The organism is Polymorphobacter megasporae (assembly GCF_018982885.2).
In the GTDB taxonomy this organism is placed as follows: Bacteria; Pseudomonadota; Alphaproteobacteria; order Sphingomonadales; family Sphingomonadaceae; genus Polymorphobacter_B; species Polymorphobacter_B megasporae.
Window position 1 is genome coordinate 622,206 of record NZ_CP081849.1, and the last position, 13,789, is coordinate 635,994.

Annotated in this window: 11 protein-coding genes; 4 read left to right on the forward strand and 7 right to left on the reverse strand. The window is 64.8% G+C overall.

The window, feature by feature from the left end:
• Window positions 1-147 precede the first annotated feature (147 nt).
• The 3 genes from KTC28_RS21095 to KTC28_RS21105 all read right to left on the reverse strand — a co-directional run bounded on the left by KTC28_RS21095 (window position 148) and on the right by KTC28_RS21105 (window position 6,055).
• The gene (locus KTC28_RS21095) at window positions 148-852 is read right to left on the reverse strand and encodes a helix-turn-helix transcriptional regulator (protein WP_216711506.1); all 705 of its coding nucleotides are present in this window, start codon (window positions 850-852) and stop codon (window positions 148-150) included.
• 689 nt (window positions 853-1,541) lie between these two features.
• On the reverse strand, window positions 1,542-4,742 hold the full coding sequence (locus KTC28_RS21100; protein ID WP_216711507.1) for an efflux RND transporter permease subunit: 3,201 nt from the start codon (window positions 4,740-4,742) through the stop codon (window positions 1,542-1,544).
• Entirely contained in the window at window positions 4,739-6,055 is a 1,317-nt protein-coding gene (locus tag KTC28_RS21105) for a TolC family protein (protein ID WP_255602531.1), read from the reverse strand. Before KTC28_RS21105 ends, KTC28_RS21100 begins: the two co-directional genes overlap by 4 nt.
• 131 nt (window positions 6,056-6,186) lie before the next feature.
• On the opposite strand from KTC28_RS21105, the gene KTC28_RS21110 reads away from it, so the two are divergent.
• The 4 genes from KTC28_RS21110 (at window position 6,187) to KTC28_RS21125 (ending at window position 9,621) form a co-directional block, all read left to right on the forward strand.
• The gene (locus tag KTC28_RS21110; protein WP_216711508.1) at window positions 6,187-6,864 is read left to right on the forward strand and encodes a response regulator transcription factor; all 678 of its coding nucleotides are present in this window, start codon (window positions 6,187-6,189) and stop codon (window positions 6,862-6,864) included.
• Window positions 6,851-8,203 carry a sensor histidine kinase gene (locus tag KTC28_RS21115; RefSeq protein WP_255602532.1) on the forward strand — a complete coding sequence of 451 codons (1,353 nt, stop codon included), beginning with the start codon at window positions 6,851-6,853 and terminating at the stop codon, window positions 8,201-8,203. Before KTC28_RS21110 ends, KTC28_RS21115 begins: the two co-directional genes overlap by 14 nt.
• A gap of 13 nt (window positions 8,204-8,216) precedes the next feature.
• A complete protein-coding gene (locus KTC28_RS21120; protein WP_216711510.1) occupies window positions 8,217-8,816 on the forward strand; it encodes a phosphatase PAP2 family protein in 600 nt (199 codons plus the stop codon).
• 103 nt (window positions 8,817-8,919) lie between these two features.
• Entirely contained in the window at window positions 8,920-9,621 is a 702-nt protein-coding gene (locus KTC28_RS21125; RefSeq protein WP_216711511.1) for a VIT1/CCC1 transporter family protein, read from the forward strand.
• A 202-nt stretch (window positions 9,622-9,823) separates the two neighbouring features.
• Here the strand turns inward: KTC28_RS21125 and tnpC are convergent, their stop codons facing one another.
• From tnpC to KTC28_RS21145, 4 genes are all read right to left on the reverse strand, one after another.
• Window positions 9,824-11,410, reverse strand: coding sequence for an IS66 family transposase (gene tnpC, locus KTC28_RS21130; protein WP_223132326.1), 1,587 nt, complete (start codon window positions 11,408-11,410; stop codon window positions 9,824-9,826).
• 81 nt (window positions 11,411-11,491) lie between these two features.
• The gene (gene tnpB / locus KTC28_RS21135; protein WP_223132327.1) at window positions 11,492-11,854 is read right to left on the reverse strand and encodes an IS66 family insertion sequence element accessory protein TnpB; all 363 of its coding nucleotides are present in this window, start codon (window positions 11,852-11,854) and stop codon (window positions 11,492-11,494) included.
• On the reverse strand, window positions 11,851-12,297 hold the full coding sequence (tnpA, locus tag KTC28_RS21140; RefSeq protein WP_216711350.1) for an IS66-like element accessory protein TnpA: 447 nt from the start codon (window positions 12,295-12,297) through the stop codon (window positions 11,851-11,853). The genes tnpB and tnpA overlap by 4 nt, the downstream gene beginning before the upstream one ends.
• A 573-nt stretch (window positions 12,298-12,870) precedes the next feature.
• Window positions 12,871-13,611 carry an ATP-grasp fold amidoligase family protein gene (locus tag KTC28_RS21145; RefSeq protein WP_216711351.1) on the reverse strand — a complete coding sequence of 247 codons (741 nt, stop codon included), beginning with the start codon at window positions 13,609-13,611 and terminating at the stop codon, window positions 12,871-12,873.
• Between the last annotated feature and the right edge of the window lie 178 nt (window positions 13,612-13,789).

Below are 13,789 nucleotides of genomic sequence, written 5' to 3' on the forward strand. Positions count from 1 at the left end.
CACGGCTCGTTGGCCTCGCGTCGACTGCATGCGTCACGGCGTATTTTGCGGACCGTTCCGGCCCTTGTTGCTCCCCAATTTCGACCTGAAGGTTATGGGTGCGGGATCGCTTACCCTACCCCCACGTTTAGGGGGGCGGGGCTCGGTCTAGTCGAGGTAGGACAGGCTATGCCCGCGCGTCACGGCGTGCGCGCGGCTTGTCGCCTTGAGCTTGATGAACAGGCTGTGGACGTGTTCCTTGACGGTATCGACCGACAGTCCGAGCGTATCGGCGATCTGGCGATTGCCCAGCCCGCGCGCGATCCATTCAAGGCATTCGCTTTCGCGCCGCGACAGCAGCTTGTCGCGCGGCTCGGGGGAGGTCGGCTCGAGCCGCGCGTGAAGGCGGTGGCCGATCAGAAACAGCACCTGCATCGCCCGATCGAGATCATCGGCGGTGTGCTCGCTCGCGCAGAAGAAATTGATCGACGCGCATCGGCCCTGCGGCATGCGGATGCGGAAGGCGATGCCGGTCCGCATGCCCTGCGCGAGGAACCAGCGCAGCATCGCGGTGTCGCTCGCCGACAGCCGCCGGTCGGGCGAGATCGACAGCCGCGACCCGTCATTCTCCCAGACGATCGGCGTGTTGGCGACGACGATCTCGCCGCGCGCCACCATCCGCCGCATCGGATCCTGATTGACCCGGTCGAGATACTCGCTGCGGTAGCGGTCGGTCAGGCCCGATCCCGTCAGCCGCCACGGCGGATCAATCACGCCGTCGGGTTCATCGATCCCATAGATGCACTTGTCGAAGCCGATGCCCCTGGCACTCGCAAGCATATCCGCCGCGTCGGACGGCATTTGCGCGATCATCACCGACCCGGACCATGCCGGAACTTTTCATACCGCGCGCAATCGCCTGCTATTTTATCCATCGCGACCCCTGACGAAGATGATCGTCAAGCGCCGATGTTGTTAAGCCAATGATCATAATTGTCGCACGTCGCAAAGGCGAAACTTGTGACAATTCAGCCACGCATCGCCGCTCGCCATTGCCAGCGGAGCGATCGGCCCTCGACCGATCAGATGTCTAAATGGAAGAATGAAATAGGGCTGACAGTCAGGATCCACCGGGCGGTGCGCTAGAGCGCCACCTACGTTTCGGTTGGAACAATGAGCCAATGCATCTCTGACTTCGCATTCGTGGCGACATCCGCGTCGGCAAGGGCCTTGAGCATATGCTGCAAGCTGCCAAACGGTGAGCCGCGGCAAGGCTTCGCGGACTGGAGGCGGTCATGATGGCAAGAGGGCGCCTGAATCCAGCCATGCGACCGAGATGACCGAACGACTGCTTTTGACCAACCGTCATTTGCCGCTGAACGTTTGATCTTGGGTCTTAGGGATCCCGCAGCCAGTTTGATGGATGTCTGCTTTCACGTTCCGTTTGCCCGAAGCGGTCGGGCCTGGAGTCGACCCAGATTTGCGCACTAGCGGCGTTCGACCAACCTCTCAAGCGCCTCAGGCGTTATATTATCCAGCCGTCGCAAGGCCCGCGCGCCAGCCTATTCGGCTGGTTGCAGACTCGGATGGTCGTGCCGCGCCGGCTCGGCTTTCGCGGCGGGTCTTTCGGCTTGACGCTCCATCCAACGATAGAGCGCCGGCAGCAGAAGCAAAGTGAGCAACGTCGAGGTGATGACCCCGCCAATCACGACGGTCGCCAACGGACGCTGAACCTCGGCCCCCGGGCCGGTCGCGATCGCCATTGGGATGAAGCCGAGGCTCGCTACCAAGGCGGTCGCGAGCACTGGGCGCAGCCGGTCGAGCGACCCTTCGTGAACCGCATCGTCGAGCGACTTGCCGTCTGAACGCAGCATGTTGATGTGGCTGAGCATGACCAACCCGTTGAGCATTGCGATCCCGAGCAGCGCGATAAAGCCGATCGCGGCGGTGATGCTGAACGGCATGCCGCGCAACGCCAAGGCATAGATGCCACCTGTCACGGCGAGTGGGATGCCGGTGAAGACGATGATTGCCTGACGCGCGCTGCCGAGCGCGAAGCAGACCAGGACGAAGATAAAGGCGAGCGCGGCGGGAACCACGATCGTAAGGCGCGTGCGCGCGGTCTCGAGGTTGCGGAACTGGCCCTGGAACTCGACGTGGTAGCCCTTGGGCAGCTTGACCTGCTTGGCGATCGCCTGTTGCGCCTCGGTGACGAAGCTCTCGACGTCGCGGTCGCCGATCCCGACCATTAGCGCCGCACGTCGGCTCGAATTGTCGCGCATGATCGGGTCGACGGTCTTGATGGTCTTGATTGTCGCGATCCGCCCGAGCGAGACGAGGCCGTCGGTGCCGACGCGGATAGGCAGGTCGAGGATCGCGGTGTCGCTCGCCCGCTCGAGCTCGGTCATGCGGACGACGACGTCGTGGCGGTGGCCTTCTTCGAGGATCGACCCCGTCGTCCGGCCGGCGAGCGCGGTGGAAACCGCGCGGTTCGCCGCCGCCAGCGTCAGATTGTAGCGAGCAAGCGCGGCGCGATCGATCTCGAGTTCGAGCGTGCTGGTGCGGCCGTGTGATTCAGGCTCGACGCTGCCAACGCCCTTGGTCGCCTTAAGCACTTTGGCGATCTGCGCGGTCAGTTTTTCGAGCGTGTCATAGTCTTCGCCGAAGATCTTGACCGAGACGTCCGACCGCGTGCCCTGGAGCATCTCGTTGAAGCGCATCTCGATCGGCTGGGCGAATTCGAAGGTCTGGCCGGGAACCTGCTTGTCGAGCACGTCCTCAATGCCCTTGATCAATGCCGGCTTGTCATCCGGCTGGCCGTCACCCTTGGGCCAGTCGGCCTCGGGCTTGTAGAAGATGTAGAGGTCGTTCTCGTTCGGCGGCATCGGGTCGGTCGCGACCTCGCTCGTGCCGATGCGCGAGAAGGTGCTCGTCACCTGCGGGAAGCGCCGCATGATCGCGCGCTCGCTGGCAATCTCCATCGCCAGCGACTTGTCGAGGCTGGTGCCAACCGGCTTGTAGACCATCGTCGTGATCGACCCTTCGTCGAGCTTGGGGACGAACTCGGCGCCGAGACCGGAAAACAGTGCGAACGCCCCGACGGCGAGGGCCAGCGAGACGATCGAAACCAGGAGCGTTCGTGTTAAAGCGAAGTCGAGTGCCGGACGGTATAGCTTCGTCGCCCGGCGGACGATCCAGCTGTCGCGGTCCTCATGCCCCGCCTTGCCCGACGGGCGCAGGAACCATGCGGTCAACATCGGCACGAGCGTCAGCGCGATTGCCAGTGCGCCGACGAGCGCGAGCATCACCGCGATTGCCATCGGGTGGAAGGTCTTGCCCTCGACCCCGGTCAGCGACAGCACGGGCACGTAGACAAGAGTGATGATCGCGACCCCGAACACCATCGGCCCGGCGACCTGGCGTGCGGCGTCGACCACCGCGACGCGACGTTCCTCGGGATCGAGGTCGCTGCACTTGTCGGCCCGACGAACCGTCATCATCCGCAACGAGTTCTCGACGATGACGATCGCGCCGTCGACGATCATCCCGAAATCGAGCGCGCCGAGGCTCATCAGATTGCCCGACACGCCGCCGATCCGCATCCCGCCGATGGCGAACAGGAACGCGGTCGGGATGACGAGCGCGACGAGGAGCGCGGCGCGCCAGTTCCCTAGGACGACGAGCAGGACGACGCAGACGAAGATTGCGCCTTCGGAAAGGTTCTTCTCGACCGTGCCGATCGTCTTGTCGACGAGCGTCGCGCGACTGTATTCGACGGTCAGCGTCATGCCCGGCGGCAGCGACGCGCGGATGCCGGGGATCGCCGCCGAAACGCGTATCGCGACCGCGCGGCTGTTCTCGCCGATGAGCATCATAACGGTGCCGAGCACCGCCTGATGCCCGTTCATCGTCGCCGCACCGGTGCGAATGCGCGAACCGATATCGACCTTGGCGAGGTCGCCAACGGTCAGCGGCAGGACCCCGGCGGCGAACTTGACCGGCAGCCGGGCGATGTCGTCGACGCTTTGGACCTTGCCGGTCGTCCGGATCGTCAGGCGTTCGGGGCCGCGCGTGATCGCGCCGCCGCCCGAATCCTCGACGTTCTGGCTGATGACGTCGGCGAGATCGCCAAAGGTCATCCCCGCTGCGGCGAGGCGTTCGGGGCGCGGCTGAATGAGGAATTGTGCTTCGAGCCCGCCGTTGCTGTTGATCTCGGCGACACCCCTGACGCCGCGCAGGGCGATTTTGACGATATATTCCTGCGCCTCGTACAGGTCCATCAGCGCTTGCTGCGGGTCGGCGGGCTTGGCCTTCGCGCCTGGTGCCCAATCGAGCGTATAGTAGAAGATCTCGCCGAGCCCGGGCGAAATCGGCGCGAGCGTTGGCTGCGCGTCGGGCGGGAGCATCGCTGATGTCTGCTGGAGCCGTTCCGACACCAGCGTCCGCGCGCGGACATCGTCGGTGCCGTCCTCGAACTCGAGCGTAAGCTGCGAGAGGCCGAACTTGGTGATCGACCGCATTTCGGTCAGTCCGGGGACGCCCATCATTGCGCGTTCGAGCGGGATGGTGACGCGCTGCTCGACCGCTTCGGGCGCAATCGCGGCGACCGGCGTGTTCACCTGGACCTGGACCCCGGTGATGTCGGGCACCGCTTCGATCGGCAACGTGTAGAGGGCATAGCCCCCGGCGGCGAGGAGCAGCGCGAGCAGCAACAGCACGACGCCGCGCTGGCGCGTCGACCAATCGACCAGTGTGCCTATCACCGGGCGTCGCCGGTCGTGTTGCCGGTGAGGACATCGACCTGCAGCCTGGCCGCGAGCGCCTCGCGCCGCGTGTCGAGGATGGCCGTCTCCGCATCGAGATACTGGCGCTGCGCATCGAGATAGACGGTCGCCGTCACCGCGCCGAGGCGGTAGCTGCGTTCAGCAAGGTCGGCCATCTCGCGGAAACGCGCGGCGCTGTTGGCCGGGAGCCGGGTAAGGCTTGCGCTCCGCGCGCGGTAGATTGCCGCCTGATCGAACAGACTCCGCTCGACAGTCCGTACCTGCGCGAACAGTGACGACTCTGCCTGCGCGACGCGGCCCTGTTCGATAGCGACGTCGGTGGCCTGGCGGTTCCACACGGGCAGCGGCATGGTGACGTGGATGCCGGCGAAGCGATCAGTCGTTCCTGCGGTCTCTTGCCGGTAATAAGGCCCGACGCTGACCAGTCCGGCGCGCGATCGCCGCGCCAGCGAAACTTTGAGGCCTTGCTGGTCGAGTTCGGCTTGCAGGCTGCGAATTTCGAAATTGCGCGTCTGCGCCTGCTCGACCAGCACCGCTGGCGGCGGCAGCGCGGGCAAGTCGAGCGGCGGGGTGATCAGGCGAATGCGCGATGCGAACGGCGTCCCGCGAAGCTGATTGAGCTCATACAGCGCGGAGTTGTAATCCGCGATCGCGGTTTCGGCCTGCCGCCGCGCGATCAGTGCCCCGGCCTCGAGGATGCGCGCGGCGATCAAAGGCGACGGCCCTGCGATGTCGCGTTGCACGGTCACCGCGGCGACGCCTTCGATCCGGGTCGCGACAGCGTTGGCCGCATCGACCTTCGCCGATGCGGTGAACAGCGTGTAGGCGAGCGTCCGCGCGCGCGCCGCCAGCGTCGCGGTGTATTGCTGGTAGCCGAGTACGGCGATGTCGATCTGGCGGTCGGCGATGGCCCGGCGCAGCGCGATCCGGCCGTTGAATTCGAGCGGCTGGACGATCGACACCTGATAGGCCTGCCCCGGGCCCAGGGTGCCGCCGCCGTTCCCGCCGCCGGACGGTAGAACACCGCTGGTCGTCTTCTCACCGAACTCGACGATCAACTCGGGATCGGCCAGCCGACCCGCCGCCGTGCGCCCGATCCGTGCAGCAGCCAGTTCGCGTTCATAGAACTGCCGCTCGGCGTTGTTGGCGACGACGTCGTCGACCAGCCGGTCGATGCTAACCGCGCCGTCGGTATCGGCAGAGGCAGCGGCCGCAGGAAATGTTGCGACGGTCAGCCCTACGGCGCACATCATTCTTACGCCGGTCCGAAGGACCATGGCGGCGGTCCGCATCAAATTATGCTCCCGAAAGTTTGGCCGCCGGTGCTAGCAACCGTCATTCGGCGCGGTCGACTAAATCCGGGTTCAGAGTCTGAAATGCTATTCAGTTGACGGTCCGGGAGGCGGACTGCGAATAGGACATCGTGACGCATATCCTACTCATCGAGGACGATGCTGGAACCGCGCACGAGATTACTCTCGAGCTCACCGGCAACGGCTACGGCGTGACCCATCGGGCGACTGCGGCCGAGGGCTTAGCCGCCGCCCTGGACGATACCGTCGACCTGCTTATTGTCGACCGCCAGCTTCCCGACGGTGAGGGGCTGGAGCTGATCGCCCGGTTGCGGAGCCAGGGACGGCGCACGCCCGCGCTCGTCCTTAGCGCGCTCGGCAGCCTCGACGACCGCGTCCGCGGATTGCGCGCGGGCGGCGACGATTACCTGCCGAAGCCATTCGCGCTGGTTGAACTCGTCGCGCGCATCGAGGCATTGCTGCGGCGGCCGAACGAGACGCGCGATACGCGATTAATCGTCGGTCCACTCGACCTCGATCTGCTCGCGGGAACTGCGACGCGCTCGGGGCGGCGGCTTGAGTTGCTGCCCCGAGAACTGAAGCTACTTGACTATCTCATCCGCCGCCCCGACCGGATTGTGACGCGATCCATGCTCCTTCGCGACGTCTGGGGCTATACCTTCGAGCCGAACAGCAATGTCGTCGATGTCCATATCGGCCGCTTGCGCCGCAAGGTCGACGGAGATGGCGAGCCACAGCTAATCCGCAACGTGCGCGGCCAAGGATATGTTTTCAATGTCGTCGCTTAGTCCGCGGGCACTCGCGACGTTGCGCTGGGGCGGGGCGATTGCGGCGATGCTGGTTGGGCAGTCGTTGATTACCGCCACGCTGTTCTGGCTCCTCGCAGCCGGGGGTCACCAGCGCGCGGTCGAACGCATCTTCGCGGTCGATTGCAGCCGCCTCGCCGCACTCACGCCGCCCAAGCGCCGGACGGAGGTGCGTGCGATGCTGGCCCGCGACATTCACCGTGATCGCTTCATCGGCCTGTTCACGCCGAGCGGCGCGCCGATCGAGGGCAACGTTGCGCGGCTTCCCGTCACAGCGACCGGCACGGCGTCGGTCATTGCTACCGTGGAGCCGACCGAATTGCCCGGCAAGGACAGCGACGTCGCTCGGCTCGCCGTCTGCGCGATGCCCAACGGGACGCGACTGCTGACCGGCGTCGACCTCGACGATGCCGAGGAGGCGCTGCGCGTCGTTGAGCGGTCGCTGATGTTCGGCCTTCTCCCTGGCCTTCTCCTCGCGGTCGGCTTCGGCCTCGTCGCTGGGCGGCGCGCGGCGAAGCAGGTCGATGCGGTGCGATCCTTGACCGAGCACATCGTCGCCGGCCATCTCCACCAGCGGCTCGCGGTTGAGGCACATCCCGACAGCTTCGGGGTGTTATGCGCGCATATCAATGCGATGCTCGACCGCGTGCAGTCTCTGGTCGCCGATGTTCGCGGCGTCGGCGATGACATCGCGCATCAATTGCGGACACCGCTGACCCGGCTGCGCGCCCGTATCGAGCGCAGCCTGCGCGAAGCGACCGACCCGACCGCGTTCGCCATGGCGGGTGATGCCGCCCTTGCTGAAATCGACCAGTTACTTGGGATCGTCGCCGCGTTGCTGCGTATCCGCGAACTCGCAGACCACGCTCGTCGCAGCCGCTTCGCCCCGGTCGACCTGGCGCGTCTGGTGGAGGATGCGTGCGATCTCTACCGGCCGATCGCCGAGGATCGCGGCATCGACCTGGTCTGCGATATCGAACCGGTGATCGCGGTCGATGGCGATGCGAGCCTGTTGATCGAGGCGGTCGCCAACCTCCTCGACAATGCGATGAAATTCGGACCAGCCGGCGGGCGCGTGGTGCTGTCGCTACGTCAAGAGGGGGACGTCCCCGTCATTACTGTCACCGACGACGGCCCGGGAGTGCCCGCCGCCGAGCGGTCGCTCGTCACCCAGCGTTTCTACCGCGGCGCACACGATTATGCGGGGGCGGGTCTCGGTCTCAGCCTCGTCAAGGCGATCGGCGATCTCCACGGCTTCACGCTGCGCTTTGCCGGGCAGGGCAGTGCGGTCGCCCTAGTGGGGCCTGGGGGCGAATTCTGAACCCGAATTTATATTGGCCCGCTTCGAATGGGCGCTAGGCGTGCGGCCTTGCCTGCTCGTCCCGGGAGTTACCATGCCGCGCCTTGTCGACCTTTGTGCCGCCCTCGCCATTGCAGCAGCGACGGCCGCCCCCGCCGCGGCGAGTGACAAGTTCTGGCACGGCTTCGCCAACGTTGGAGAGATTGGCATCCCGCTCGCGGCCGGCGGCATCTCGCTTTTCGAAAACGATCGCGCCGGACTGATCGAACTCGCGGAGACCGGAGCGTTGACGGTCGCCGCCACTGAGGCGCTCAAGTACTCAGTCAAGGAACAGCGCCCGAATGGCGGCGAGCATTCGTTTCCCTCGGCGCATACCTCGATCGCCTTTGCCGGTGCCGGCTACCTTGACGTGCGCTACGGCTGGAGGGTCGGGCTGCCGTTCGAAGCCCTCGCGGCCGTCGTCGGCTTCGCCCGTGTCCATACGCGCGACCACCATTGGTACGATGCGGTGGCCGGCGCGGCGATCGGCGAGGGCTCGGCGCATCTGTTTACTCGCCATCTGAACCAGACCACACGCCTAACCGCCTACGGCGACAGCAGTGGCGGTGGATTGCAGTTCGCAACACGGTTTTAGTACTTTGGATGGGCTCGTTGGACAGACGCTAGTTGCGGGCAGTTGCGACGCCTATCGGTGCCGACGTCGACTCACGCTCGACGGCGATAAGTGAATCGTTTCCATGACCTCGTCTCCAGCCCAAGAGCAGCATCTCATTACTCGCATTGGTTGGCTGCGCGCCGCCGTACTCGGCGCAAACGACGGCATCCTGTCGACCGCGAGCGTAATCGTCGGCGTCGCCGCCGCCAAGCCAGGAGCCCACACCATCCTCCTCGCGGGCATTGCCGCGCTGACCGCCGGCGCGATGTCGATGGCAGCCGGCGAATATGTTTCGGTCAGCAGCCAGGCCGATACCGAGGCCGCCGACCTCGCCCGCGAAGCCGAGGAGCAGCGCGTCGACCCGCGCGGCGAGGCGCGTGAACTCGCCGCGATTTACATCAAGCGCGGCCTGAGTTCGACCTTGGCGAAAGAGGTCGCGGCCGCGCTGATGGCGAAGGACGCGCTCGGGGCGCATGCACGCGACGAGCTTGGGATCACAGAGGTATCGGCAGCCAACCCGGTCCAGGCGGCACTGGCAAGCGCGGCATCGTTCGTGTCGGGCGGTATCTGCCCAGTGCTGACCGTCCTTTTGGCGCCAGCATCGACGCTTCTTTACGCGGTGGTCGCGGTCGCGCTGGTCTTGCTTGCGGTGCTCGGCGGGGCGGGAGCGAAGACTGGCGGTGCGAAGCTCGCCCCGGCGGTTATCCGCGTCGTATTCTGGGGAGCGCTGGCGATGGCGGTGACAGCAGGGGTCGGTCGGCTATTCGGGGTCGCGGCGGGCTGAGCGGCGCAGCACGAGCAGGATTATGAAATGTGAGATGTGAAAAAGGAGTCACGACCTCATCATGGCTCGGAGCGCATCTGCAAATCAGCAGCACGGAGCATCCAAATCTTTGCGCACATCGCATGGAGTGTTTCGTCGCAGATGATGTTTTTCGGAAGCGCCGGACGACACTGGTCGTTCGTAAGCGATGTTCTGAGGCCCTTTAGCTGCGGAAGTTCCAGGGCATGAGCTGATCGAGGTTTTGGCTGGAGTGGCCGCGGGCGAGGCGCTCGAGGGTGTCAGTCAGCCAGGTGAGCGGGTCAACGGCGTTGATCTTGGCGGTCTCGATGAGGCTGGCGATGACGGCCCAGTTCTCGCCGCCGTCGTCGGAGCCGGCAAACAGGGCATTCTTGCGATTGAGGGCAATAGGCCGGATGGCGCGCTCGACGATGTTGCTGTCGAGCTCGACGCGGCCGTCGTCGACGAACAGCGTCAGGCCTGTCCAGCGCGTGGTCGCGTAGCGGATCGCTTCGGCGAGCTTGCTCTTGGCACTGACCAGGCCGAGCCGCGCGGTCAGCAACCGGTGCAGGGCGATGATTATCGGCAGGCTCTGTTCCTGACGAACCGACCGGCGCATGTCCGGCGACTGACCGCGGATCGCGTCCTCGACGGCGTAGAGTGCCTTGATCAGCTGCAACGCCTCGGTGGCCGTTGGTGAGGCGTCGGCCTTGGCGAGCTCGAAGAACTTGCGGCGCACATGGGCCCAGCAGAACGCCAGCGCCACGTCATTGCGGCGGCCGAGCTTGTTGTAGCCGGCATAGCCATCGACCTGCAGGATGCCGCTAAATCCGGCGAGATGCGCCAGTGGCCGCTCGGACTTCCGGTCGGGCGCGTAGATGAATGCCACTGCCGGCGGATCGGCGCTGCCCCATGGCCGGTCGTCCCGCGCATACGCCCAGATCTGCCCGGTCTTGGTACGTCGTCGTCCCGGATCGAGCACCGGTGCCGTCGTCTCGTCGGCGAACAGCCGTGGTCCCCGCTTCAAAACGGCGAGCAGGTGGTTGCGCAGCGGGGTAAGCCACCAGGCAGCCCGGCCAGTCCAGTCGGCCAGCGTCGAGCGGTCGAGGTTGACGCCCTGACGGGCGTAGATCTGGGCCTGGCGGTAGAGAGGCAGATGGTCGGCGTACTTGGAGACCAGCACCTGGGCGACCAGCGCGTCGGTCGGCAGCCCGCCTTCGACGATCCGCGGCGGTGCTGGCGCCTGCACCACCTCGCCTTCGCACGACCGGCAAGCATAGCGCGGGCGACGCGTTACCAACACGCGGAAGCTTGCTGGAACCTTGTCGAGACGCTCGGCCACGTCCTCGCCGATGGCATGGAGGTCGCCGCCGCAACAGGCGCACTGCTTGCTGTCGACGTCGATCAGCTGCTCGACGCGCTCGAGATGCGCGGGCAGCTGGCCGCGGTTGGTACGGCGCTGCTTCTCGGCCCGCGCCTTGGCCGAACTGGCGGCATCGAGCTTGGCTTCCACCTTGGCGATGGCGATACCGAGATCCTCGAGCACCAGCTCGAACTGGTCGTCGTCGAGCTTCTCCGAACGGGGTCCGAAGCGGTGGCGCATGAAGGCCGCGATGATGCTGTTCAGCCGCGCGATCTCGCCATCGGCCTCGGCCTGGGCGATCGCCCTCAACTCCACGTCGGCGTTGATGCGCTCGACCTCCGCCGTAAGAAGCGCCGTCCTGGCGTTGGCGGCGACGATCATGGCGCGGAGCACCTCTGGATCGTCGGGGAGATCAGCTGCGGCGAGCATGATAGGGGCAGTGAATCACGCGCGCGCACGCGCGTCGAGGACTTCCGGAAAGCCGAGTCAATCTACCGCAGATACAACGCGTTATCCCGCGATCTGCGGTACTCGCGTGCGCCTTGCCTGATGCACGCGGCGCCAGTCCAGGCCTTCGAGCAAGGCGCCGAGCTGGGCGGCGGTCACTCGCATCATGCCGTCATGCACGGATGGCCAACTAAAGGCGCCGGCTTCCAGCTTCTTGGCCATCAGGCACAGGCCGGTGCCGTCCCACCAGATCAGCTTTACCCGGTCGGCCTTCTTGGCGCGAAACACATAGACAACACCCGAGAACGGATCGCCGCCGAGCTGGGCCGTCACCAGCGCCGCCAAGCCGTCCATCCCCTTGCGAAAGTCCACCGGTCGGGTCGCGACTAGGACCCGGGTTGCGCCAGCGGGGCCCGGTCCTGTCATCGGCTGCCCTTCAGCGCATCGAGTACAGCAGCGATCAGAGTCGCGTCAGCGCCCCGGCCGATCCGCACCGAAATGCCGTCCATGCTCACCTCGATCGGGGCTGGGCTACTGCCGCGGCGAGCTAATCGGCGACGCTGCTGCCGCTGTGCCGGTAGCGGCGCCGGAGCGGCTTCAGGCTCGACGATCGCCGGCACAAACAATAGCGGTTCGGCGGTCTCCACCGGGCGGCGCAACTGCCGCCGCCAAGTGAACAGCTGGCTGGGGCAGATGCCGTTGCGGCGCGCCACGTCACAGACGGTGATGCCGTCGCCAGCATAGCTCTCTGCAACGATCCGCGCCTTCTCATCATCGGACCAGGGTCGCCGCCGCCTCGTACCGGTGAAAACCTCAATCCGCGCCGCACGTCCGCCCATCGCGCTAGCATCGTCACATGACATCATCATAGCATCAGCACCGCCAGCCCAAGGACCAGCAGGACTCGCGGGTTACGCCGTCCTCAACAAGGTGGGGTCAGCACAGCGCTTACGGTCGTTCAACGCCTGAACCGAAACAATTTCAGCGAAACGTGCAGCCGCTGCTCAATGCCAAGGCTGCATCTCAGTCTGAGCGTACGGGCCGTTTATTCGCTCGACATGAGTTTTCCGACGCGCCTCTATACGGTCAGTCAGCCAAGCACAGGACGCTGCGATTACCGTCGGTGATCCACGCCGTAACTAGACCTTTCAATTCAGGCGCGGAGGTAGCATGACCAGTACGAAGTCATTCATTGCCGCCGCAGCTAGCATCGGCGTGCTTGCCGCGATTGCGCTCGGCACGACAGCCTTGGCGCAGCCAGCGAGTCCTCCCACATAGGTTGCGCAATTCGCGCATCAGGCGACCGGCGTGTCCTTGACTTCCGACGGCCATCGCTTTCGTCAGCTTTAACATTTCCACAGGGTCGCATCAAAATCACATTTCCCGTATGTTGCGGCGTCCTGGATCTAGTCGGTCTCCTTGGCGAGACTATTGGGTCGCATTCAATACCGATATTCAACGAGAGGCTGATCTTTGCGAACTGCCGACCACCAGGCACCCATAGCCTTGTTAAGCGATGCTGGTTCGAGCGGCTCGAGACCGGACCCTGGATAAAACGTCAGTTCGCCGAACAGCGGATGTCCGTCGATTTCGTAAAAATCCGCGCGCACGAAATCGAAATCGCGGCCCAGTTCCTCTGCTGCTACGATCATTTGAGGAAGCGATACAGGGGGCACCGGATCCAGCTCGGCGACCGGTTGGGAGACACGATGCCATTCAAGATCGAAAACGATCCATCGGTGGTTTGTGGCTCGATCGAGATGAACTTGAACGTATCGCACCCGGCCACCAAAGACGAACAGCTTATAGTCGAGCGGCAGAGTAAAACCTTTCCCGAGGAAGGGTTCGACGAGCAGACCAAGTTCGATCTCCCCGTAGAGCCACTCATCGAGCCAGCGCCCATAGCGACCGGCCATCCATCGCCGCGACCGACGAAGCGCGGTACGATAATCGGCGTCGTTGTGCACGACGCATACATGTCCGCAACCGTGCCGCGACTTGACCACGAAGGGCATCTGCCACGCCGCGTCACGCGGAAGGCGAACGCCGCGCCATAGGGTCGGGACAAGCCATCGGTCACCGATCCGCTCGCCGACCCTCGCTTTTACCAGTACTTTGTCCGCGAGCAGCGGCAGACGAGGGTCGCGGTCAGACAGCTTTCTGCACTGTATATGCTCCGTCATTAGCTCCGGAGCGTCGAGTTTCGCAAGTCGACGATGACGCCAAAGGTATGTCGTTTGAACCCTTAGTCGGCGAAGGCGCGGTGCGATCCACTTCAGCAGAGCTCTTACTGCGCGCACATATTTTCCATGATCGAGACGAACGAGGAATCCTTCAGCCTCCAGAGAATAAGAAGCACGA

Coding starts and splice junctions, on each gene's coding strand:
- tnpB (WP_223132327.1), bottom strand. CDS start 11,854: ATGACAGGACCGGGCCCCGCTGGCGCAACCCGGGTCCTAGTCGCGACC.
- tnpC (WP_223132326.1), bottom strand. CDS start 11,410: ATGCTCGCCGCAGCTGATCTCCCCGACGATCCAGAGGTGCTCCGCGCC.
- KTC28_RS21125 (WP_216711511.1), top strand. CDS start 8,920: ATGACCTCGTCTCCAGCCCAAGAGCAGCATCTCATTACTCGCATTGGT.
- KTC28_RS21095 (WP_216711506.1), bottom strand. CDS start 852: ATGATCGCGCAAATGCCGTCCGACGCGGCGGATATGCTTGCGAGTGCC.
- KTC28_RS21145 (WP_216711351.1), bottom strand. CDS start 13,611: ATGACGGAGCATATACAGTGCAGAAAGCTGTCTGACCGCGACCCTCGT.
- tnpA (WP_216711350.1), bottom strand. CDS start 12,297: ATGATGATGTCATGTGACGATGCTAGCGCGATGGGCGGACGTGCGGCG.
- KTC28_RS21105 (WP_255602531.1), bottom strand. CDS start 6,055: ATGCGGACCGCCGCCATGGTCCTTCGGACCGGCGTAAGAATGATGTGC.
- KTC28_RS21115 (WP_255602532.1), top strand. CDS start 6,851: ATGTCGTCGCTTAGTCCGCGGGCACTCGCGACGTTGCGCTGGGGCGGG.